Source organism: Pseudomonas sp. WS 5411, from assembly GCF_012985595.1.
Classification (GTDB): Bacteria; Pseudomonadota; Gammaproteobacteria; order Pseudomonadales; family Pseudomonadaceae; genus Aquipseudomonas; species Aquipseudomonas shahriarae.
In genome coordinates this window covers 286,319-307,523 of sequence record NZ_JAARMC010000002.1, presented here as the reverse complement: position 1 = coordinate 307,523, position 21,205 = coordinate 286,319, and the positions used below count along the sequence as shown (strand labels likewise).

Below are 21,205 nucleotides of genomic sequence, written 5' to 3'. Positions count from 1 at the left end.
ATGAGGTTTTAACATGGCTGAACGTCTGAATAACGACTTCCAGTTCATCGATGTCGGGCGCAAAGATCCGAAGAAGAAACTGTTGCGTCAACGCAAGAAAGAGTTCGTGGAGATCTACGAGCCCTTCAAACCCCAGCACTCGGCCGATCAGGCCCACCGCTGCCTGGGGTGCGGTAACCCGTATTGCGAATGGAAGTGCCCGGTGCACAACTTCATTCCCAACTGGCTCAAGCTGGTGGCCGAGGGCAATATCCTCGCCGCCGCCGAGCTGTCGCACCAGACCAACACCCTGCCGGAAGTCTGCGGCCGGGTGTGTCCCCAGGATCGTCTGTGCGAGGGTGCCTGCACCCTCAACGACGGCTTTGGTGCGGTGACCATCGGCTCGGTGGAGAAGTACATCACCGACACCGCGTTCGCCATGGGCTGGCGCCCGGACATGTCCAAGGTCAAGCCGACCGGCAAGCGCGTGGCGATTATCGGCGCGGGCCCGGCGGGCCTGGGTTGTGCTGACGTGCTGGTGCGTGGCGGTGTGACCCCGGTGGTGTTCGACAAGAACCCGGAAATCGGTGGCCTGCTGACCTTCGGCATCCCCGAGTTCAAGCTGGAAAAGACCGTGCTGAGTAATCGCCGCGAAGTCTTCACCGGTATGGGTATCGAGTTCCGTCTCAACACCGAAATCGGCAAAGACATCACCATGGAGCAACTGCTCGAAGAATACGATGCGGTATTCATGGGCATGGGCACCTACACCTACATGAAGGGCGGCTTTGCCGGTGAGGACCTGCCGGGCGTGTATGACGCGCTCGACTTCCTGATCGCCAACGTCAACCGCAACCTGGGCTTTGAAAAGTCGCCGGAAGATTTCGTCGACATGAAAGGCAAGAAGGTCGTGGTACTGGGCGGTGGTGACACCGCGATGGACTGCAACCGCACGTCGATCCGCCAGGGCGCCAAGTCGGTGACCTGTGCCTATCGCCGTGACGAGGCCAACATGCCGGGCTCGCGCAAAGAGGTGAAGAACGCCAAGGAAGAAGGCGTGAAATTCCTCTACAACCGCCAGCCGATCGCGATTGTCGGTGAAGACCGCGTCGAAGGCGTGAAGGTGGTCGAGACCCGTCTCGGCGAACCGGACGCCCGTGGCCGCCGCAGCCCCGAGCCGATCCCGGGTTCCGAAGAGATCATCCCGGCTGACGCCGTGGTCATCGCTTTCGGCTTCCGCCCAAGCCCGGCGCCGTGGTTCGAGCAGTTCCAGATCCAGACCGACAGCCAGGGCCGCGTCGTGGCCCCGGAACAAGGCCAGTACAAGCACCAGACCAGCAACCCGAAAATCTTCGCCGGTGGCGATATGGTGCGCGGCTCTGACCTGGTGGTGACGGCGATCTTCGAAGGCCGCAACGCCGCCGAGGGCATCCTGGACTACTTGCAGGTCTAATACTGATCCCCCTGGAATGGGATCAAAAATGTGGGAGCGGGCTTGCTCGCGAATGCGATCTAACAGTGACCAGATATGTCCACTGACAACCCGCATTCGCGAGCAAGCCCGCTCCCACATTTGTTTTGCGGTGCTTTCATGTCCGCGACAAATTGACCCGATAGACAAAAGGCTGACCTGTAACCGTGCCTTTTGCGTCCGGCTCTGAGAAAATGCCCGCACTTTTTTTGCGGATGCCGACATGACTGCCCTCAAGAACGACCGTTTCCTTCGTGCCCTGCTCAAGCAACCCGTAGACGTCACCCCCGTGTGGATGATGCGTCAAGCCGGTCGCTACCTGCCGGAGTACCGCGCCAGCCGCGCCAACGCGGGCGATTTCATGAGCTTGTGCATGAACCCGGAGTTCGCCTGCGAAGTCACGATGCAGCCGCTGGACCGCTATCCACAACTGGATGCGGCCATTCTTTTCTCCGATATCCTGACCATCCCCGATGCCATGGGCCAAGGCCTGTACTTTGAAACCGGCGAAGGTCCACGCTTCAAGAAAGTGATCAGCACCCTGGCCGACATCGAAGCCCTGCCGATCCCGGACCCACACAAAGACCTCGGTTACGTGATGGACGCCGTCAGCACCATCCGCCGTGAACTCAATGGCCGCGTACCGCTGATCGGCTTCTCCGGCAGCCCGTGGACCCTGGCCACCTATATGGTCGAAGGCGGTTCGTCGAAAGACTTCCGCAAGACCAAGGCCATGCTCTACGACAACCCACAAGCCATGCACTTGCTGCTGGACAAGCTGGCGCAGTCGGTCGTGTCCTACCTCAACGGCCAGATCATGGCCGGCGCGCAAGCGGTGCAGATCTTCGACACCTGGGGCGGCAACCTGTCGGCGGCGGCGTACCAGGAGTTCTCCCTGGCCTACATGCGCAAAATCGTCAGCGGCCTGATCCGCGAACACGAAGGCCGCAAAGTGCCGGTGATCCTGTTCACCAAGGGTGGCGGTCTGTGGCTGGAAAGCATCGCTGATGCGGGCGCCGATGCGCTGGGCCTGGACTGGACCTGCGACCTGGGCGAAGCCCGTCGCCGCGTCGGCAACCAGGTGGCCCTGCAAGGCAACATGGACCCGACCGTGCTCTACGCCAAGCCGGAAGCGATCCGCGCCGAAGTGGGCCGCATCCTCGCCAGCTACGGCAAGGGCAGCGGCCACGTGTTCAACCTCGGCCATGGCATCACCCCGGAAGTGAACCCAGAGCATGCAGGCGCGTTCCTGCGTGCGGTGCATGAGTTGTCGGCGCAGTATCACGAGTAAGCGCCCGCTAACAAAAAACCGGCAATTGGACTCATATCCTAAAGGCACATGGTTCGTGTGCGAGTGATCATAATTCCAGTAAGTACGGTTTTTTTATCAATGCCTTGTTATGTACAAATACATCGCAAGGCATCGTAAATTCCAAGCGCCGACGACAACGTCGGCGTTTTTTGTTGTTGCCGCTGACCCAAAACTGACCCAGTGGATGCTGTTCTGCCGACTGAAAACCGGACCCAGGTGTTCAACTGCTTCTGCTCACTTCCCGAGCAGTAGAAAACAGGGTGATCAGCATGGAAATGTGGTGGGAATTCCGGCGGGTGTACTTAAGCGACAAGTTCTCGCTGCACCAGTTACCCCAAACAGTTCAAGGGTAGCGAATGGCCCTACTAAGCTCAAATGAGAACGCCCCTCACCCTCGTTCTGCGCTATCAAGTGATGGCGGAAACTATTTATGAGTTAAATAAAACCTGACCATCCGACTTGCGCCTAGACTCCGATAGGTCGCTGCATAGCTTCTGCTAATGATCCGAGAATTGCCGCCGTTGTGTGGCTTGTTTTTGTCCCCCCCCTAGGACTCATAGCGCTATGAACGCAGCTAAAACATCGCGGACGCTTTACGGCTTGTTGCTTCTGATCGCCATAACATTCGTGGCTTTGGTTTATACGTTTTATTCGATAAAACTATCCTCCAAGGACTTATTGGTCTCCAGCGAAAAGCGCTACCACTCTTACTTACTGGCAGACGAGTTGCGGCAGAGTTCTGATGACCTGACGCGCCTGGCCCGAACCTATGCCGTCACGGCGGATCCTGAGTACGAACGTGAATACCTGCAGGTCCTGCAGATCCGCAACGGTAAAGCCCCTAGACCTGAGGGATACCATCGAATCTACTGGGATTTTGTTGCTGCCGGTAATATGAAACCAAGGCCAGATGGCGAGACAGTTCCATTGAGTGAACTCATGCGTCGTGCGGGCTTCAATGATGCAGAGTTTGCGAGGCTTAAAGAGGCTCAGGATAAATCCGACGGTTTGGTCCAGCTTGAAACCAAGGCAATGAATGCCGTCAAAGGTAAATTCATTGACCCTCAGGGCACTTACTCAATCAACGCTGCACCTGATTTGGCGTTGGCGCGTGACTTGTTGCACGGCCGCGAATATCACCAGTTCAAAGGGCAAATCATGAAGCCCGTTGACGAGTTTTTTGGCTTGGTGGAGGAACGTACCGATCAACAGGTAGCCGTCGCGGATAGTACGCTGTCTCTATTCCAGAACCTGTTTATTGCCGTGCTCCTGGCGCTGATCCTGGAAATTGCTCTGTTGGTTATGCTCGGGCGAAAACAAATGCTAGCGCAGCTGGGCGGTTCACCCGCTGTGCTGGATAAGATTTTGAGCGAAATCGCCAATGGCAACCTTGGGGTTCTGATTCCCGACGCGCCCGCCAATAGCGCGATGTCTAGTATCCGGGTGATGAGTACAAGGCTCAGGGAGCTGATCGGCCAAGCACTGGCAACCAGCGCGCAACTCAATGTAGCGGTTGGCCAAGTCACGCAGGTTGTTGAAGGGACGGCAGAGAGAGCGGTACAGCAAAACGAGATGACCGATATGGTCGCCACGGCGGTGAATGAAATGGGCCTGACGGTGCAGGAGATCGCACGTAATGCCAGTAGCGCAGCAGAGGCCTCAAACAGCGCTCGCTCTGAAGCTCAACAGGCCAGCCAAATTGTTGGCAGTTCGACGGTGCATATCGAGCAAATGGCCGACGGCATTGGTCATGCAGCAAAATCGGTCAGTGCGTTGGCCGAACAAATAGCGACGATTGATCAGGTGCTGGCAGTTATTCGTGGGATATCGCAGCAGACCAATCTGTTGGCCCTGAACGCTGCTATTGAGGCTGCCAGGGCAGGGGAGATGGGCCGAGGTTTTGCGGTTGTTGCTGACGAGGTGCGCACGCTTGCTGGACGTACTCAGGGTTCTACTGACGAAATCCAGGGGATCATCCAGAACCTCAAGCAAAGCGCGGAGGCCGCAGTAAGCTCAATGAGTTCTGGCCAAGCAGCCACCGGTACGGGCGTTGAGGCGAGCGAAAGTACCAACCGCCTGCTGCAAACTATCTCCAACCAGATTGAGCACATCAGTGATATGAACCGCCAAGTGGCGACTGCCACAGAAGAGCAATCGTCAGTAACAGAGGAGATAAATCGTAATGTACAGGGGATAGCCGACCTCGCAACCACTACCAATAGCGAGGTGCAACGCTGTCGCGAGGATTGTCGTACTCTGCGTGGGCTATCCGAAAACCTGACGAAGCAGATGGGTAGTTTTCGGCTTTAAATGTCGGCTCTTTTTTGAACGCCGTTTTGCTGAGTAGGAGCCGGCTTGCCGGCGATGACATGCCTGAGCCTTGTGGTGATTCTTCGGGCCACATCGCTGGCAAGCCAGCTCCTACAGTTTGAGCGGTGGCAACTTGGCCAGTTTCAACGCCACCAGCAGCGCCACGATCAGCAGCGCGATGATAAACCCGCCAATCCCGTTCCATCCGGCGTAATGCCAGAAAAACCCACCGGCCGTCCCGGCAATGCTCGATCCTGCGTAATAACTGAACAGGTACAGCGACGACGCCTGCCCTTTGGCTTTCAGGGCGCGGCGGCCGATCCAGCTGCTGGCTACCGAGTGGGCGCCGAAGAAGCCGAAAGTGAAGATCAGCATGCCGATGATGATCAGTGGCAGCGGGCTGAACAGGGTCAGGGTGATGCCGGCCAGCATCAGTACAATCGTGGCCCAGAGTACGCGACGGCGGCCGAGGCGGTCGGCCAGCGAGCCAATCTTCGCCGAGCTGTAGATGCCCGACAGGTACACCACCGACAGCAGGCCCACCACCGCCTGGCTCAGGTCATAGGGATCGGCCAGCAAGCGGTAGCCGATGTAGTTGAACAGCGTGACAAACGCCCCCATCAACACAAAGGCCTCAAGAAACAGCCAGGGCAGGCCGGCATCCTTGAAGTGCATGACGAAACCGTTGATCAGGTTGCGCGGCTTGAGGCTGCTGGCGCGGAAGTTGCGCGAGGGCGGCAGGATCTTCCAGAACACCGTCGCCGCAATCAGCGCCAGTGCGCCGATGATCAGCATTGCCGTGTGCCAGCTGACAAAGTCGATCAATACGCCAGTGATCAGGCGCCCGCTCATGCCCCCAATCGCGTTGCCGCCGATGTACAGGCCCATGGCCAGGCCGATGTGCTGCGGGTGGATCTCTTCGCTGAGGTAGGTCATGGCCACGGCCGCCAGGCCACTGAGGGACAGACCGAGCAGCGCGCGCATCCACAGGATGCCTTCCCAGGTCGGCATCAGGCCGCTGGCGATGGTGCACACGGCTGCGCAGAACAGCGAGGTGACCATCACCGGTTTGCGCCCCAGGCGGTCGGAAATCGGCCCGGTGATCAGCAGGCCAAAGGCGAGCATCGCGGTGGAGACGGAGAGGATCAGGCTGCTCTGCGCGGCGTTGATGGAAAATTCGTGGGACAGCACCGGCATCATCGGCTGTACGCAATACAGCAGGGCAAAGGTGGCAAAGCCACCGGAAAACAGCGCCAGCACTGTACGCATAAACATCGGCGTACCTTTTTCGATGTACACGTCGTTGAGCTGCGCCACCACCTCATCCAGGGCAGTGGGCGGACGTTCTTGGGCAAGCGGAGCGACAGCAGCTTTCACGCGGGACCTCGGGAAGCAAAGGCAGCCAGGACTGGCCATGCAAAAAGAATATAGCTGGCTAATGATTCTTTCCAATATATTGTTCGACCTGTTTGATAGCTTTTACGACCTAATGAGGTTTTCATGGAATTACGCCACTTGCGCTACTTCATCGCCGTGGCTGAAGAGCTGCATTTCGGCCGGGCCGCCCAGGTCCTGGGCATCTCCCAGCCGCCCTTGAGCCAGCAGATCCAGGCGCTGGAGCAGGAGGTCGGCGCCCGCTTGTTCGAACGCACCAATCGTCGGGTCGAGCTGAGCGAGGCCGGGCGCTTGTTCCTCACGGAAGCCCGCCTGGTACTGGCCCAGGTCGACAAGGCTGCGGATGTGGCACGCAGAGCGCAGTTGGGGGAGCTGGGGGAACTGAAGATTGGCTTCACCTCTTCGGCGCCGTTCAACTCCAGCATCCCACAGGCGATTTTTGCTTTTCGCCAGGCCTTCCCGGCAGTGCATTTGAATTTGCAGGAGATGAGCAGCACCGAGGTGGCTGATGCGCTGGGGGATGAAACGATCCAGGTCGGCTTGATGCGCCCGTTGCCATTGCCCGATGCATTGAGTGTCGTAGAGCTGATGCGTGAGCCCCTGGTGGCGGTACTCAGTGCCGGGCATCCGTTGGCGCAAGGCAGCGAGCGCGGTTTGCACCTGACGCAGTTGGCTGAAGAACCCTTCGTATTCTTCCCACGGGCCTACGGTAGTGGTTTGTACGCACAGTTGATCAACCTGGCCCGCGATGCCGGTTTCAGCCCGCACTTCGCCCAGGAGGCGGGCGAGGCCATGACCATCATCGGCCTGGTGGCGGCGGGGTTGGGAGTCTCGGTGTTGCCGGCGTCATACCAGCGCATCCGCATCGACGGTGTGGTCTACCGCACCTTGCTCGACCCGGAGGCGGTAACGGCAGTGTGGCTGGTGCAGCGCAAGGACCAGCAGTCACCCATGGCCAAGGCGTTTGTCGAGCTGCTGACGCGTAAGGCGTTGGTGTAGCGGCGTTCACATATCAGGTAACGGAACCATTTGTTTTTCACTGAGTGACATGGATGACACTTCTCTATCAGCCCAAAGAAGGCAGCGTGTTGATTTGTGATTTTCGAGGCTATGAGGTGCCGGAAATCATCAAGATCAGACCCGTCATTGTGATACGCAGGCACAGGACCAATAAGCTGTTGGTAACGGTTGTGCCCCTAAGTACCACGGCGCCGCAGACGGTACTCGCACACCACTTGCAGCTTGAAAGCGAACCCAGTGTGCTGGGCGAAATGCGACATCGTTGCCACCGTCAGCCTTGGACGACTTGATCGAATCAAGCGTAAGGATCGGCATGGCAAACGAACTTACAAAATCGCTGAACTTTCCAGTGAGCAGTTTTTAGCTGTTAAGGCCAAGCCAGCCTGCTTGTGAAGAGGGCGCCGAAAGGCGCCCTTTGTCGTTTCTGGTGCTAGGTAGGTGCCGGTTTTTCAGGCGCCGATCAGTTCTGCTTCGACGTTCCCGTCTCCTTGAACAACTGCGCCGCGGTACCCGCTTGCGCGGCGCCGTTAGAGCGCAACGCGGCCATGATGTCGCGGTCGAGCATGCTCACCCAGCGGTTGTAGTTGCGATGGATCTTGCCGTTCTTGTAGCCCAGTTCCTGGCTGTCGCGATAAGTGATGGCGTAGCTGGTGCCGGTGTAGCGAATGTCGATTTCGGCGTAGTAGCGGTTGCGCACGTTGATCTGTGCCTGGATCAGGCGTGGGTCGGCGCGTTGCACGGTCCAGTTGCGCTTGTCCAGGGCGGTGAGGATGCTCTGTTTCATTTTCTCTTCACTGACCTGCTCGTTGGCGGCAAGCGCGTGCTGGGTGTTGAGCACCGGCTTGCTGGTGCAGCCGGCAGCGGTCAGCAGGGTCAGGGCGATAAGGGTGGCGCGTAGCAACAAAGACATTGCGTTATCTCCAATCAAATAAAAGGCTTACTGCCAGCGGCGAAAAATCAGCGACGTGTTGACGCCGCCAAAGGCAAAGTTGTTGTTCATCACGTAGTCGTTGTGCATCTGGCGGAACTCGCCGCGCAGGTAATCCAGCTCGCCGCAGCGCGGGTCCACTTGATCGAGGTTGAAGGTCGGCACGTACTGGTCGCGGTTCATCATTTCGATGCTGAACCACGACTCCAGCGCCCCGCAGGCGCCCAGGGTATGGCCGAGGAAACTCTTCTGCGAGCTGATGGGCATGCGGCTGCCGAACAGGCTGCTGGTGGCCTGGGTTTCGGCAATGTCGCCTTGTTCGGTGGCGGTGCCGTGGCCGTTCACATAACCGATGGCATCCGGCGCCAGGCCGGCATCTTCGAGGGCCAGCTCCATGGCGCGGCGCATGGTGGTCTGTTCAGGCCGCGTGGTGTGCTGGCCGTCGGCGTTGCTGCCAAAACCAACGATTTCGGCATGGATATGCGCACCACGGGCCAGGGCATGTTCCAGCTCCTCAAGCACCAGCATGCCGCCGCCTTCGCCGATCACCAGGCCGTCGCGACCGCTGTCGTAGGGCCGTGGGCTGGTTTGCGGCGCGTCGTTTTTCAGGCTGGTGGCGTAGAGCGCGTCAAACACCATGGCTTCGGTGGGGCACAGTTCTTCGGCGCCACCGGCGAGCATCAGTGGCAGGCGGCCGAACTTGATCGCTTCATAGGCATAGCCGATGCCCTGGCTGCCACTGGTACACGCGCTGGACGTGGGGATCAGGCGCCCGGTGAGGCCAAAGAAGATGCTGATATTGGCCGCCGTGGTGTGCGGCATCATGCGCACGTAGGAGTTGGCGTTCAGACCCTCGGCCACCGAGTTGAGCAGCATATTGCCGAATGCCTTGATCTCGTCGGTGCTGCCGGTGGATGAGCCGCAGGCGACACCCATGCGCCCATCCTTGATCGACGCATCGCCCAGCAGGCCGGCGTCCTGCAACGCCTGCTCGGCGGCCCACACCGCCAGGCGCGAGACCCGGCCCATGCTGCGCAATTGTTTGCGGGTCCAGTGGGCCGGCACCACAAAGTCGTCAATCGGCCCGGCCAGGCGGGTGTTCAGTTCGCTGAAGCGATCCCACTCGTCCATGCGCCGGATACCGCTGCGCCGGGCGCGGAAGTTGGCGACGATGGTGTCCCAGTCGCTACCCAGGGAGGTCATGCCGGCCATGCCGGTGACTACCACACGTTTCATCAGCACAGGCCCCCGTTCACGGCCAGGACCTGGCGGGTGATGTAGCCGGCCTCGGCCGACATCAGGAAGTTCACCGCACTGGCGACCTCTTCGGGGGTGCCCATGCGTTGCGCGGGGATCATTTTCATCAGTTCTTCCACCGGCACATTCTCATCGAGCATTGCCGTGTCGATCAGGCCCGGGGCCACGCAGTTGACGGTGATCTTGCGCTTGCCCAGCTCAATGGCCAGGGCCTTGGCGGCGCCGATCAGGCCGGCCTTGGACGCGCTGTAGTTGACCTGGCCACGGTTGCCGATCAGCCCCGAGACCGAGGTAATACACACAATGCGCCCGGCCGCACGACGCCGGATCATCGGCATCATCACTGGGTGCAGCACGTTATAGAAACCATCGAGATTGGTACGCATCACCACGTCCCAGTCGTCTTCCGACAACGCCGGGAACGCGCCATCGCGGGTCAGCCCGGCATTCAGCACCACGCCGTAATAGGCGCCGTGGGTTTCTACGTCGGCTTCAAGGATCTGCTTGCAGGTGGCCCGGTCCGCCACGTCGAATTGCAGTACCCGCGCCTTGCGGCCCAGGGCCTCGACTTCGACCTGTACGGCATCTGCCTCGGCGCGGCCGCTGCGGCAATGCAGCACAATGTCATGGCCGGCCTGGGCCAGGCGCAGGGCGATAGCGCGGCCGATACCCCGGCTGGAGCCGGTGACCAGTACGGATTCAGTCATGACGCGTGTCCTTCGACTCAGCTAAATAGTTGGCCGCCTGGGGCGGTCGAAATACGTTCAGGCGGGCGCTTGCCTGGATCCCGTCGCCGGTCAGGTGGCATTCGAACACACCCATGCCGTTGTCGTCTTCCAGGGAGCGCAGGCCGTGGATGGTCAGTTCGCTGCCGGCGGGAAAGTGCTCGACATTGCATTCGAATTTGCGCGTGCCCAGCAGGAAGCCCAACTCCACCGCTTCGCCGTTCTGGCGCGCGCGGCAGCCGGCATAGGCGGCCACGCTTTGCGCCATCAACTCGACGCCGACCCAGGCCGGCAGGCTGCCGTCAGGGCGGTTGAACAGGCCGCCGGGCTTGACGGTGACGCGGGTGCGGATCTGTTCTTCATCGAACGCCAACACCTGGTCGATCAGGATCATGTCCCCGGCGTGGGGCAGCAGTTCGGCGAGTGGCCAATGGCTCATAGGGCGTCTCCGATAATCAGGCTGACGTTATTGCCGCCGAAGGCAAACGAGTTACTCATCAGGCAGCGTTTTTCCAGGAGGTCGCCGACCTTGGCCCAGCGCAGGGCGGGCAGCGCCGGGTCGGCTTGGCCGTCCCAGATATGGGGCGGCACAGCACCTTCCATCAGGCTCAGCCAGCAGAACGCCGCCTCCAGCGCCCCGGCGGCGCCGAGGGTATGGCCGGTCATGGGCTTGGTCGAGGAACAGGCTACACCGGCGGGGAACAGGCTTGCCACGGCCAGGCTTTCCATGGCGTCGTTATGCTGGGTGGCGGTGCCGTGCAGGTTCAGGTAGCCGATCTGCGCCGGCGCCAGTTTCGCGCTGGCCAGGGCCTTGCTCATGGCCTGCAATGCGCCCTTGCCGCTGGGCTCTGGCGCAGAAATATGGTGCGCATCGCAACTGGCGCCGCTACCCAGCAGGGCGATGGGCGCCGGGGTTTTGCTCATCAGGAACAGCACCGCCGCCTCGCCGATATTGATGCCGTTGCGGTTCACCGAAAACGGGTTGCAGCGTTCGCTGGAGACCGCTTCCAGCGAGGTAAAGCCATTGAGGGTCAGCTTGCACAGGCTATCGACCCCGCCACACAGCACCGCATCGCACAGGCCCAGGTCCAGCAGGCGGCGTGCGCTCATCATTGCGCGGGCGCTGGAAGTGCAGGCGGTGGAAATCACATAGGCCGGGCCGCTCAGTTGCAGGCAGTCGGCGAGGAAGTTGGCCGGGGCGCCGAGTTCCTGCTGCCGGTAGTCATAGGCCTCGGGGAACTGCCCTTCGCGCAGGTAATGGGCGATGCCGCGACTGGCTTCATCAATGCCCGAGGTGCTGGTACCCAGCACCACACCGATACGCGAGGCGCCAAAGGTGTCGATCGCCTGCCGGATCGGGCCTTCGATCTGCAAGGCGGCCTCCAGCAACAGCTGGTTACTGCGACTGCTCTGCTGGGCCAGGTGCGGCGGCAGTGGCGCCAGTTCGCCAGGCACGCTGCCCACCGGGAGTACTCGCTCGGGCACCCAGCCGCTCTCGGCGCGCATACCCGAGCAATCCCCGGCAAACAGATTGCGCCGCACGGCCTGCTGGCCACGGCCCAGGGCGCAGATGATCCCCAGGGCATTGAGGTAGGCGGTCATGGGCTGCTCTCAAGCGCGGTGACGCGATAGTTCAGGTGCTGGCCGGGCATGTTCACGCTGAAGGTCAAGGGCGCGCGGTAGATCACCTGCCAGTGCGGCTTGAGTACCCGGACGCCATCGTCTTCACGGGCGTGGGGGTAGTTGCCGGGCATTTCAGCGGCCGGGGTCAGGGCGAACAGCAGCGCCGCAAACAGCTCGCGGGCCTGGGGGTTGGGCGGTAGCAGGCCATCTGCCTGCCAACGGCCGGCCACCAGCTTTTGCCGGGCCTGGGGGATGCCCAGCGGGTCCATCAGTGACCAGCGCAGGGCCTCGCCTTCGCGCTGGATCACCAGCAACCAGTCCTGGCGCTGGCCGTCCTGCTCGCGCTCGATATGCAATTGCAGGGGCAAGGCCAGGCTCGGTGTATGCACCGGCAGTGGCGGCTGGCTGGCGCACGCGGCCAGCAGCAACAGGCAGCCGATCAACAACGCGCGGATCATGCTGGCGGGCCTGCGAGTGGCTTGCGTGCAACCACATTCACCAGGGTCTCTTCACGCTCGCCAAACGGCTTGGGCTGACGCAGGCCCCAACGCTCCAGCAGGCCGAAGTCAGCCGAGCGGCTCCACCACAGGTACGGGTACGACACATTCTGCGGGCCAAACTCGAAACCCTGGTCGCGGATCATCTCCAGGTACTCGGCGGCGCTTTTCTGCACATGCATCGGGTGGCGGAACAGCCAGCGAATCACCCAGGTGTCGATATAGGCTTCGGTGGACTCGGCGAACAGCAGGTAGCCGCCCGGCTTGAGCACCCGATAGAACTCGGTGAGTGCCCGCTGTTGCTCCACCAGGTGGTGGAAGGTCTGGTGGCAGAACAGGATATCGACACTCTCATCGGCCACCTTGAGGGTTGCGCAATCGCTGCCGATCAACTCGATATCAATGCCCTGGCGCGCCGCTTCGGCACGGCTCAGGTCGAGGCTATGGGGGTCGGCGTCAAGGCCGATCAGGCGCTGGGGGGCGAACACCTGCTGCAAATAACGGAACGACTTGCCCTGGCCGCAACCGGCATCCAGCAGCACGGGTGCTTCCGGCAGCGGGGTGCCGAACAGGCTGCGCAGGTCGTTGATTGCCACGCGCAGCACATGATGCTGCCAGGTGTGGCTGCGCAGGAACCAGAAGCCGAATTTGGTTTCTTCGACGTAGTTTTTGCTCAAGTACTCTTTTGACACAGGTGGGCTGCTCATAGGTTTTCTGCCGCACAAATTTCCGAGAGCATCCGCAAGCGGCGCTTGGGTTCGCTGACAAAGGGGTTGCGTTCATCCCAGGCGTAGCCGGCGAGGATCGAACTGATCATGCGGCGGATTTCCGGCGAGCTGCCAGGGTGATAGATCACATCCTGGAAGGTGCCGGCGTACCAGCCTTCGACGTAGCAGCGGAAGGTGTCGACCCCGCGTTTGAGCGGCACCGCGAACTCGGTTTGCCAGTCCACGCTTTCGCCCTTGAGCTGGCGGTGCAAGAGGCCGGCGGCCATGCTGGCCGAGCGCATGGCGATGGTCACGCCGGACGAGAACACCGGGTCGAGGAACTCCGCGGCATTGCCCAGCAGCGCAAACCCCGGGCCATGCAGGGTGGTGACGTTCGCCGAGTAGCCGCCAATGGTCCGGGCCGGGGTATCCCACACGGCATTCGCCAGCACACTGGACAGGCTCGGGGTTTGTTCGATAAAGCGGCGCAGGCAGGCATCCAGATCCCCATCGCAGCCGGCGAAATGCTCCTTGGCCGCGACCACGCCCACCGAGCAGCGCCCGTTGCTGAACGGGATGGTCCAGAACCAGATATCGCGCTGGGTCGGGTGGGTGGTGATAAGGATCTTGCTGCGGTCGAAGCCCGGATGTTCGATACGGTCCTGGACGTGGGTGAACACCGCCTGGCGCAGCGGGAAGTTCGACGGCGCCTCCAGGTTCAGCAGGCGTGGCAGCACGCGGCCGTAACCGCTGGCGTCGAGGACGAAGCCGGCCTTGATGTGGTATTCGCGACCGTTTTCGCGGCGTACATGCAGGTAGCGGTGGCCGGCGGCGAAATCCACCCCGACCAGGGTCTGGCCGTAACGGATCTCTACGCCTTGCAGCGCCGCCTGATCGGCCAGCAACTTGTCGAAGTCGGCGCGCTGGACCTGGAAGGTCGTGGGCTTGCCGTCGCTGAACGTGTCACCGAAATCAAAGGCGCTGTAGCGCTCGCCCCAGGCAAACGCGGCACCGGTTTTCAGTTGGAAACCGGCGGCGTTGACGGCCTCGAGCATGCCGGCTTCTTCGATAAAGTCGATGCAGTGGGACAGCAGGCTCTCGCCGATGGAAAAACGCGGGAAGTGCTCGCGCTCGATGATCAATACATCATGCCCGTTACGCTTGAGCAGCGCGGCCGCAATGGCACCGGACGGGCCGGCACCGATCACCACGACCTGGCGGCGTTCCATTTCAACTGTGGGCACTGTGGCTCCTTGCCGGGTTGGCGATCATCACATTCAACTCAAAAAAATTAGTGGGCATCATTGCGCATGTTCCTGGCGGCCGGCCCATGGCGCCAGCATAAAGCTGAAGGCCAGGCCCAGGCTGACCGACAGGCCGAAATTACTCACCGCCGGGGTGCTGGACACCGCCAGCAGGCCAAAGGACAGCCAGGTGGTGACGGCTGCCAGCAACGTCCCCAGCAGGCTGACAGCGGCACCGCCGATCTGTTCGCGCATGAGGATTGCATAATCGACGCTGATCGCCGTCACCAGCAGCAGGCCGAACAGGCTGAACAGGGTCAACGGCTGCCCCAGCCAACCGAGGCTGGCCAGGCTGCACAGCGCAGCCAGCAGCGGCAGGGCGACAATCCGCAGCGCGCCGCCCAGGCCAAAGGGCAGGATCAGCAGCAAGACGATCAGTACACAGGACAATAATTTCAATTCGGCAGCGCTGATCTGGGTTGCGGCAAATACCTGGTTCAAGTCGCCGAGGCGGTCCACCAGTTGCACGCCCGGCAGGTCCAGGGCCTGGATGCGCAGCAGCGCCGGGTTGTTCAAGCCTTGCAGGCTGACCATCGCCGCCACGCCGCCCTCGACATTGCCCAGCCACAGCAGGCGCCACGGCTCGGCCAGCGGGCCCGCCAGGGCGGCGTCGATGTCGGCGGTGGGCAGCGCCTGCAACTGCGCCAGCTCTGCTTGCAGGGCGCTGGCGGGGATGCCGAGGTCGAGCAGCGGCTGCCACAGGGCGGGCAGTTGATTCAGGGCTTCGCGCAATTGCTGCTGTTCGCCGGGGGTGCTGACCAGTTGATTGAGCGCCAGGTAGCCTTGCAGTTTTTCCATGTGCACCAGTTGATCCAGACGCAGGCTCAACGCCGCCTGGCGTTCCAGCAACTGCTGTTGATTGTCCGCGCGTACCAGGAAGAACTGGCTGGTGGGCTGGTAGCCGGTAATGCGGGCAATCGCCTGGGCTTCTTGCAGCAGTTGCGGCGGCGCGCTGATCCACTGGCGAATATCGTTCTTGCTGTTCAGCTGCCACAGGCCACCGGCGCAGAACAGCAGGGCCAGCACCAGCAATGCCTGGCTCGGCAGGCGCTTGAGCAGCGACTCACGCACCCCCAGCAGGAACTCGGCGACCCGCAGCGGCCATTGCGCCGGGCGCAGGTCCATGCCGTTGAGCAGCGCCGGCAACAGGCACACCGCCGACAGGTAGGCGCCCACCAGGCCGGCGGCGGAGAACACGGCGATTTGGGTCAGCGCCGGGAACGGCGTCCAGGCCAGGGCCAGGTAGCCGATGCAACTGGTGGCCAGGCTCAGGCTCAGGCCCGGCAGGGTCAGGCGCAAGGCTGGCCAGCTGCGCCAGGGTTGCAGGCTCCAGCTCTTGGACAGGTAGTGCAGCGGGTAGTCGACGGCCACGCCGATCAGGCTCGCGCCCAGCACCAGGGTCATCACATGCATATGGCCGAACAGCGCCACACAGGCCACCGCGCCAAACAGCATGCCCACCAGCACCGGGACAAACGCCAGCAACACCCGCCAGCGACGAAACGCCAGCAGCAACAGCAACAGGATCCCCACTGTTGCGCCACCGCCGACCCAGGTCATCTCGCGGCTGGCTTGTTGTTGACCGTTGGCCGCGTACAACAGGCCGCTGGCGGCGAGCAGTTGCACGCCGTGCTGGGCGGCCTGTTCGCGGCTGGCTTGCAGCAAGTCGGCGACTTGCAGCGGCAGCTTCATATCAAAGGCATTGCCCTGGGTACGCGCACGCAGCAGTACCCAGCTCTTGCCGTCGGCATCGGCGATCAGCGCGCCGCTGCCGATGTCCAGTTGCACCGCGCCGTGTTGTGGCTGGCTGCTCTGGATGCGTCCGGTCAGGCCCAGCCAGTCGTCCTGGCTGGGGACCAGGCTGAAGCCGGTAAAGGGATCGAACAGTGTGTGTACCCGCTCTGCGATAAACGCCGCAGGCTCGCCGATCAACTGTTCGCGGTCCTTGGTCGATAGCATCGCCAGGCGCCCTTGCAGCAATTGTTGGCGCAGGGCGGGCAGGTCGGCTTGCAGGGTCCAGGTGACTTTTTCAAACAGACCGCTGGCCTGCCAGCGCTCGCCCAATTGTTCGGCCATGGTCACCGCCTGCTGACGCTCGGCATGCCCGACCAGCACCAGCATCTCGCGGTTCAGTGGTTCCTGCATGCGCTGCTCGGCCGCCAGCTCCAGGGCGTCCGGGGTGTTACCCGGCACCAGTTCCATCAGGTTGGCCGACAACGGCGCGCCCTGGCGCCATTGCCAGCCGGCCAGGGCCAGCACCGCCACCAGCAGGATCAGGAACAGGCGCGGCAACCAACGCTCACTGGGCAAAGTCGTGTTGCTCCGCGTCGCTCAAAGGTTGCGTGCTGGTACTGTCCTGCATGCGCAACAGGGTGCTGTCGCCTTGGGTTTCCAGCAACTCGATGGTGTGCACCAGTTCGCCGCCGTCGATATTGATTTGGGTGAACACTTGCTTGAGCAGCAGCGAGCGCGGGATCAACGTGAGTTTCCAGGCCTTGGCTTCGCCTTGCAGCTGCAACTCGAAGTCGCGCTGCAAGCCACTGCTGTCGCCTTGCAGCACGGCGAGGAACAAACGGTTCTGCTCGGCGCCGGCGCTTTTGTTCGGCAGTGGCTGCCAACCGTTTGCATCACGGCGGGCAATACCCTGGGCGTTGATGCGGTAGTCCTGCTGCAGCGGGGTTTTCAGCAGCCAGAGCAGGCCGTGGTCCTTGGCCAGGACGAAGGTACCTGTGCTGGTCAGCGGCTGGGGCAGGGCACGCAGGTGTTTTTCCTGGATGAAGTTGCCGTGGATCACCGTAGGCTTGGCCAGTTGATCGCTGAGCTGTTGCAGGTCAAAAGCATAAGCCCCGAAGCTCAGCAACAACCCGGCCGCTGTAGGTGCGAGCTTGCTCGCAAAAAACCTCAGGGCGCTGCGCAGTGTCAGGGCCCCTGGGTTAGCGTTGACGTCCATCGCCGGCAAGCCAGCTCCCACAGGGGTCAGCATTTCAAGGCCCTTTCGACGGCGGTGGTGAACACGGTTGGCGAGGCCAGTTGCATCTCGCGGCTGGCAATTTTTACGGCCACTTGCACGGTGCTGGCGCGGGTCAGGCGCTCGCCGCTGGCAAGGTCGGTGATCAGGTAGTTGACCTTCAAGCGGTTCTCCCACTCCACCAGGCTGGCGCGCACGTTGAGGGTCTGGCCAAAGGTGGCGCCACGCACGTAGCGCAGTTGCATGTCGATCACCGGCCACGCATAGCCGGATTCGAGCATTGCCGTGTAGTTGTGGCCGAGCTTGTCGAGCAACGCGCAACGGGCGATTTCCAGGTACTTCACATAGTGGCCGTGCCAGACCACGTTCATCGTGTCGATGTCGAAGAACGGTACGAGGATTTGTGTGTCGCTGTGCAATACGCCGGGGCTACGCATGCAGCCTCCAGTGTTGCGCGGCGATGCGTTGCAGGCACAGGCGCAGTTCGCCCTCCAGGGCCCGGTCTTCGATCACCGGCGGGAAGTCCTTGGCCAGTGCCTCGTGCATCGCAGCCAGGGCTGGCGGCAACGGCCGTGCATCCTTGACCTGGGCGCGCAACCACACGCCCTGGTTGGCGGCGAGCAAGGTGGCGGCGGCCACTTGTTCGGTCAGCTCCAAGACGCGGATCGCATCGCGGGCGGCGATGGTGCCCATGCTGACCTTGTCCTGGTTGTGGCATTCGGTGGAGCGCGAAAACACGCTGGCCGGCATGGTGTTTTTCAACGCTTCGGCGGTCCAGGCGCTGGTGCCGATCTGCACCGCCTTGAAGCCGTGGTTGATCATTGCGCGGTCCGCCGGGGCGCCCGACAGGTTGCTCGGCAAGCCATGGTTGTAGCGCTCGTCCACCAGCAGCGCGAGTTGCCGGTCGAGCAGGTCGGCGACGTTGGCCACCAGGTTCTTCAGGCTGTCCATGGCAAAGGCGATATGCCCGCCGTAGAAGTGCCCGCCGTGCAGCACGCGTTCGGCTTCGGCGTCGATGATCGGGTTGTCGTTGGCGCTGTTGAGTTCGATCTCGATAAACGAGCGCAGCCAGTTCAGGCTGTCGGCCAGCACGCCGAGGACGTGGGGCGCGCAGCGTAGCGAGTAGCGGTCTTGCAGGCGGTGCAGCGGTGCGGTCGGGGCGTCGATCGCCAGGTCCTTGCGCAGCCAGGCTGCGACCTGCATCTGCCCGGGGTGTGGTTTGGCGGCGAACAGGCGTTCGTCGAAGTGCTCCGGGTTGCCTTGCAACGCCACCACGTTCAGCGCGGTGATGCGTGTGGCCAGTTGCAGCAGGTAGTCGGCGCGGGCGAAGGCCAGGCAGGCCAGGCCGGTCATCACCGCGGTGCCGTTCATCAACGCCAGGGCTTCCTTGGGTCGCAGCACCAGCGGGGTCCAGCCCAGCTCGCGATGGACATCGGCAGCCAGGCGGCGCTCGCCACGGAACAGCACTTCACGCTCGCCGGACAAGGTCGCGGCCACGTACGACAGCGGCGTCAGATCGCCGCTGGCGCCGACCGAGCCTTCTTCCGGGATCAGCGGCAGGATGTCGTGTTCAAGAAACGCATGCAGGCGCTCCAGCAGTTCAACCCGCACCCCGGACACGCCATGGCACAGCGACTGCAAACGCGCCGCCAGCACCGCACGGGTGGCCTGGGCGTCGAGCAACTTGCCCAGGCCGCAGCCGTGGAAGGTGTACAAGTGGCGCGGCAATGCCTCGACATGCTGCAACGGCACCGCCACCACGCACGAGTCGCCATAGCCGGTGGTCACGCCGTAGATCACGCCTTCTTTGTCCAGCAGCGAATCGAGGAACTGCGCGCCCTTGGCGATGCGCAGGCGGTACCCGGCATCGTCTTGCAGGCGAGTGGGCGCCTGACGGTTGGCCAGGGCCAGCACGTCTTCGATGCGCAAAGGGAGTTCGCCGAAGGTTACCGGCTCAAGCAGATGCGTCGTCATCGGTCTTCCAGAAAGGGTAAAAGTTGAACCATTGTTGGGGCGCTTCCAGGCAGAACTGGCCCAGGCGTTCGGCGTAGCGGGCGGCCCAGTGGGCGATCACTTGCGGGCGGTCGCTGCGTTTCCATTCGATCAATTGGGCGAAGGGCTCGATGATCAAACGATAGCGGCCCTGGTGCTTGAGGCACATCAGCAGGTTGACCGGGCATTTGAGCAGCCCGGCCAGCAACCACGGGCCCTGGGGGAAGGCCGCGCTATGGCCGAGAAAGTCCACGCGCACGGTGCGCCCGCCATGCAGCGGGATTCGGTCGCCGGCAATCGCCAGCCATTCACCGTCGTCCAGGCGCTGGCTGAGCAGCAGCATCACCGCCGGGTCCAGTTCGCTGACCTGGATCAGCCGCAGGTTGCTCGCCCCGGCTTCGCCCAGCAGGCGGTTGAACTGTTCGGCATGCTTGGTGTGCACCAGCACATTCATGGTGACTTTCTCGCCCAGCTCCGCCAGGGCCCGGCACACTTCCAGGTTGCCCAGGTGTGCACCCACCAGCATCTGCCCGCGTTCGCCGCGCAGTTGCCCGCGCAACTGGGCCGGGTCGATGATCTCGATCTGTTCCAGGCGCAGCTTGCCGTTCCATACGTCGAGCTTGTCCAGCAAGGCGTCGGCGAAGGCCATGAATTGGCTGAAGACCTTTTTGTGGCTGGGGCGCAGCTCGTCGCGCCCGCTCCAGTCGGCCAGGCGCTGCTGGTATTGCCAGATGCTCTGGCGCGCAGCGCGGCCAAACACGAAAAAGTACAGGACGATGCCATACAGCAGTGGGCTCAGCACCCGGCGCCCGAGGACCTTGGCGGCGAACGCGGTGAGCTTCATCAGCCAGAAACTGCCGCGCTCCTGGCGGTCGGCCCAATGCCGGGTGTTTTCGCTCATGCCTGCCACCGTCGCCAGAGGATCAGCGGCGCGCGCAGCAACATGCCAAAGAACAGCCGGGTGTGCATCGACGAAATCAGCAGGTTGTCGTGGAACATCCGAAAGTGCGACAGGCCATCGGCGGGGTAATGCACCTTGGTCGGCAGCCAGCGCATCGGCTGGTTGCGCCATGACAGGCGCACGAGGATGTCGGAGTCGAAATCCATGCGCTTGCCGATCCGCGCCGAGTCCATCAGCGCCAGCACCGGTGCCAGCGGGTAGATGCGAAAGCCGCACATCGAATCGCGGATCTGCAGCGACAGGCTGTTGATCCACACCCAGACATGGGTCAGGTAGCGGGCGTAGAGGCGGCCCTTGGGCACGCTGTCGTCGTATTCGGGGTAGCCGCAGATCACCGCATCGGGGTGAGTGCGCGAGGCGTCGATAAACAGGGCGACTTCGCGCAGGTCGTGCTGGCCGTCGGCGTCCACTTGCAGGGCATGGGTAAAGCCCAGGCGTGCGGCTTCGCGAAAACCGACTTGCACCGCACCGCCCTTGCCCTGGTTGGTGGGCAGGGTGATCAGCGAGACGTTGTTCAGGCTGGCCAGTTGCGCCAGTACGGCGGCGCAGGCGGGGCTGCTGCCATCGTCCACCAGCAGGCAGGGCAGGCCATGCTCCAGCAGGCTGCGGACCACGGCGGGCACGGCGGCTTCATGGTTGTAGACCGGGATCAGGGCGCAGGGGTTATGCATGGTGGCGGACACCTGATGGACCGAGTTGCCTGCATCGCAGGCAAGCCAGCTCCCACATTGGGAATGTGTACCCATTGTGGGAGCG

General features: G+C 62.3%; 19 protein-coding genes and 1 pseudogene. 5 read left to right on the top strand and 15 right to left on the bottom strand.

Going from position 1 to position 21,205, the window contains the following annotated elements; genetic code table 11:
- The first annotated feature begins 13 nt into the window (after positions 1-13).
- The 3 genes and pseudogenes from HBR93_RS05205 to HBR93_RS27135 all read left to right on the top strand — a co-directional run.
- The gene (locus tag HBR93_RS05205; protein ID WP_034105894.1) at positions 14-1,432 is read left to right on the top strand and encodes an FAD-dependent oxidoreductase; all 1,419 of its coding nucleotides are present in this window, start codon (positions 14-16) and stop codon (positions 1,430-1,432) included.
- A 241-nt stretch (positions 1,433-1,673) separates the two neighbouring features.
- On the top strand, positions 1,674-2,741 hold the full coding sequence (hemE, locus tag HBR93_RS05200; protein WP_057437235.1) for a uroporphyrinogen decarboxylase: 1,068 nt from the start codon (positions 1,674-1,676) through the stop codon (positions 2,739-2,741).
- A 1,482-nt stretch (positions 2,742-4,223) separates the two neighbouring features.
- Positions 4,224-5,072: pseudogene (locus tag HBR93_RS27135) on the top strand (methyl-accepting chemotaxis protein); the annotation flags it as partial.
- A 111-nt stretch (positions 5,073-5,183) separates the two neighbouring features.
- Here HBR93_RS27135 and HBR93_RS05190 read toward each other — a convergent pair.
- A complete protein-coding gene (locus HBR93_RS05190; RefSeq protein WP_169959917.1) occupies positions 5,184-6,449 on the bottom strand; it encodes an MFS transporter in 1,266 nt (421 codons plus the stop codon).
- Between the two features lie 123 nt (positions 6,450-6,572).
- Between HBR93_RS05190 and HBR93_RS05185 the strand changes: the two genes are divergently transcribed.
- A complete protein-coding gene (locus HBR93_RS05185) occupies positions 6,573-7,466 on the top strand; it encodes a LysR family transcriptional regulator (RefSeq protein WP_057437242.1) in 894 nt (297 codons plus the stop codon).
- Between the two features lie 53 nt (positions 7,467-7,519).
- Complete coding sequence (locus HBR93_RS05180) at positions 7,520-7,777, top strand: type II toxin-antitoxin system PemK/MazF family toxin (protein WP_262377251.1); 258 nt, start codon at positions 7,520-7,522, stop codon at positions 7,775-7,777.
- A 170-nt stretch (positions 7,778-7,947) separates the two neighbouring features.
- On the opposite strand, the gene HBR93_RS05175 is transcribed toward HBR93_RS05180, so the two are convergent.
- Genes HBR93_RS05175 through HBR93_RS05110 form a run of 14 tightly spaced genes read right to left on the bottom strand, consistent with a single transcriptional unit; the run spans position 7,948 to position 21,120 of the window.
- A complete protein-coding gene (locus tag HBR93_RS05175) occupies positions 7,948-8,397 on the bottom strand; it encodes a hypothetical protein (RefSeq protein ID WP_057437244.1) in 450 nt (149 codons plus the stop codon).
- Between the two features lie 27 nt (positions 8,398-8,424).
- The gene (locus HBR93_RS05170; protein ID WP_115129347.1) at positions 8,425-9,651 is read right to left on the bottom strand and encodes a beta-ketoacyl-ACP synthase; all 1,227 of its coding nucleotides are present in this window, start codon (positions 9,649-9,651) and stop codon (positions 8,425-8,427) included.
- A complete protein-coding gene (gene fabG / locus HBR93_RS05165) occupies positions 9,651-10,379 on the bottom strand; it encodes a 3-oxoacyl-ACP reductase FabG (protein ID WP_115127211.1) in 729 nt (242 codons plus the stop codon). Before fabG ends, HBR93_RS05170 begins: the two co-directional genes overlap by 1 nt.
- Positions 10,372-10,836, bottom strand: coding sequence for a hotdog family protein (locus HBR93_RS05160; RefSeq protein ID WP_057437248.1), 465 nt, complete (start codon positions 10,834-10,836; stop codon positions 10,372-10,374). Before HBR93_RS05160 ends, fabG begins: the two co-directional genes overlap by 8 nt.
- Positions 10,833-11,999 (bottom strand): beta-ketoacyl-[acyl-carrier-protein] synthase family protein, encoded by a 1,167-nt coding sequence (locus tag HBR93_RS05155; protein WP_169959916.1) that lies wholly within the window; start codon positions 11,997-11,999, stop codon positions 10,833-10,835. The genes HBR93_RS05160 and HBR93_RS05155 overlap by 4 nt, the downstream gene beginning before the upstream one ends.
- Positions 11,996-12,478, bottom strand: a complete 483-nt coding sequence (locus HBR93_RS05150; RefSeq protein WP_169959915.1) for a hypothetical protein — start codon at positions 12,476-12,478, stop codon at positions 11,996-11,998. The genes HBR93_RS05155 and HBR93_RS05150 overlap by 4 nt, the downstream gene beginning before the upstream one ends.
- Positions 12,475-13,224: a class I SAM-dependent methyltransferase gene (locus HBR93_RS05145; protein ID WP_178111958.1), complete on the bottom strand. Its 750-nt coding sequence runs from the start codon at positions 13,222-13,224 to the stop codon at positions 12,475-12,477. Before HBR93_RS05145 ends, HBR93_RS05150 begins: the two co-directional genes overlap by 4 nt.
- On the bottom strand, positions 13,221-14,468 hold the full coding sequence (locus HBR93_RS05140; RefSeq protein WP_169959914.1) for an NAD(P)/FAD-dependent oxidoreductase: 1,248 nt from the start codon (positions 14,466-14,468) through the stop codon (positions 13,221-13,223). The genes HBR93_RS05145 and HBR93_RS05140 overlap by 4 nt, the downstream gene beginning before the upstream one ends.
- Before the next feature lie 57 nt (positions 14,469-14,525).
- On the bottom strand, positions 14,526-16,838 hold the full coding sequence (locus HBR93_RS05135) for an MMPL family transporter (protein ID WP_169959913.1): 2,313 nt from the start codon (positions 16,836-16,838) through the stop codon (positions 14,526-14,528).
- On the bottom strand, positions 16,828-17,511 hold the full coding sequence (locus tag HBR93_RS05130) for an outer membrane lipoprotein carrier protein LolA (protein ID WP_225923833.1): 684 nt from the start codon (positions 17,509-17,511) through the stop codon (positions 16,828-16,830). The genes HBR93_RS05135 and HBR93_RS05130 overlap by 11 nt, the downstream gene beginning before the upstream one ends.
- Complete coding sequence (locus HBR93_RS05125) at positions 17,505-17,933, bottom strand: acyl-CoA thioesterase (RefSeq protein WP_169959912.1); 429 nt, start codon at positions 17,931-17,933, stop codon at positions 17,505-17,507. The genes HBR93_RS05130 and HBR93_RS05125 overlap by 7 nt, the downstream gene beginning before the upstream one ends.
- On the bottom strand, positions 17,926-19,470 hold the full coding sequence (locus HBR93_RS05120) for an aromatic amino acid ammonia-lyase (RefSeq protein ID WP_169959911.1): 1,545 nt from the start codon (positions 19,468-19,470) through the stop codon (positions 17,926-17,928). Before HBR93_RS05120 ends, HBR93_RS05125 begins: the two co-directional genes overlap by 8 nt.
- Complete coding sequence (locus HBR93_RS05115; RefSeq protein ID WP_057958095.1) at positions 19,451-20,389, bottom strand: glycosyl transferase; 939 nt, start codon at positions 20,387-20,389, stop codon at positions 19,451-19,453. Before HBR93_RS05115 ends, HBR93_RS05120 begins: the two co-directional genes overlap by 20 nt.
- On the bottom strand, positions 20,386-21,120 hold the full coding sequence (locus tag HBR93_RS05110; RefSeq protein ID WP_169959910.1) for a glycosyltransferase family 2 protein: 735 nt from the start codon (positions 21,118-21,120) through the stop codon (positions 20,386-20,388). The genes HBR93_RS05115 and HBR93_RS05110 overlap by 4 nt, the downstream gene beginning before the upstream one ends.
- Positions 21,121-21,205: the final 85 nt, after the last annotated feature.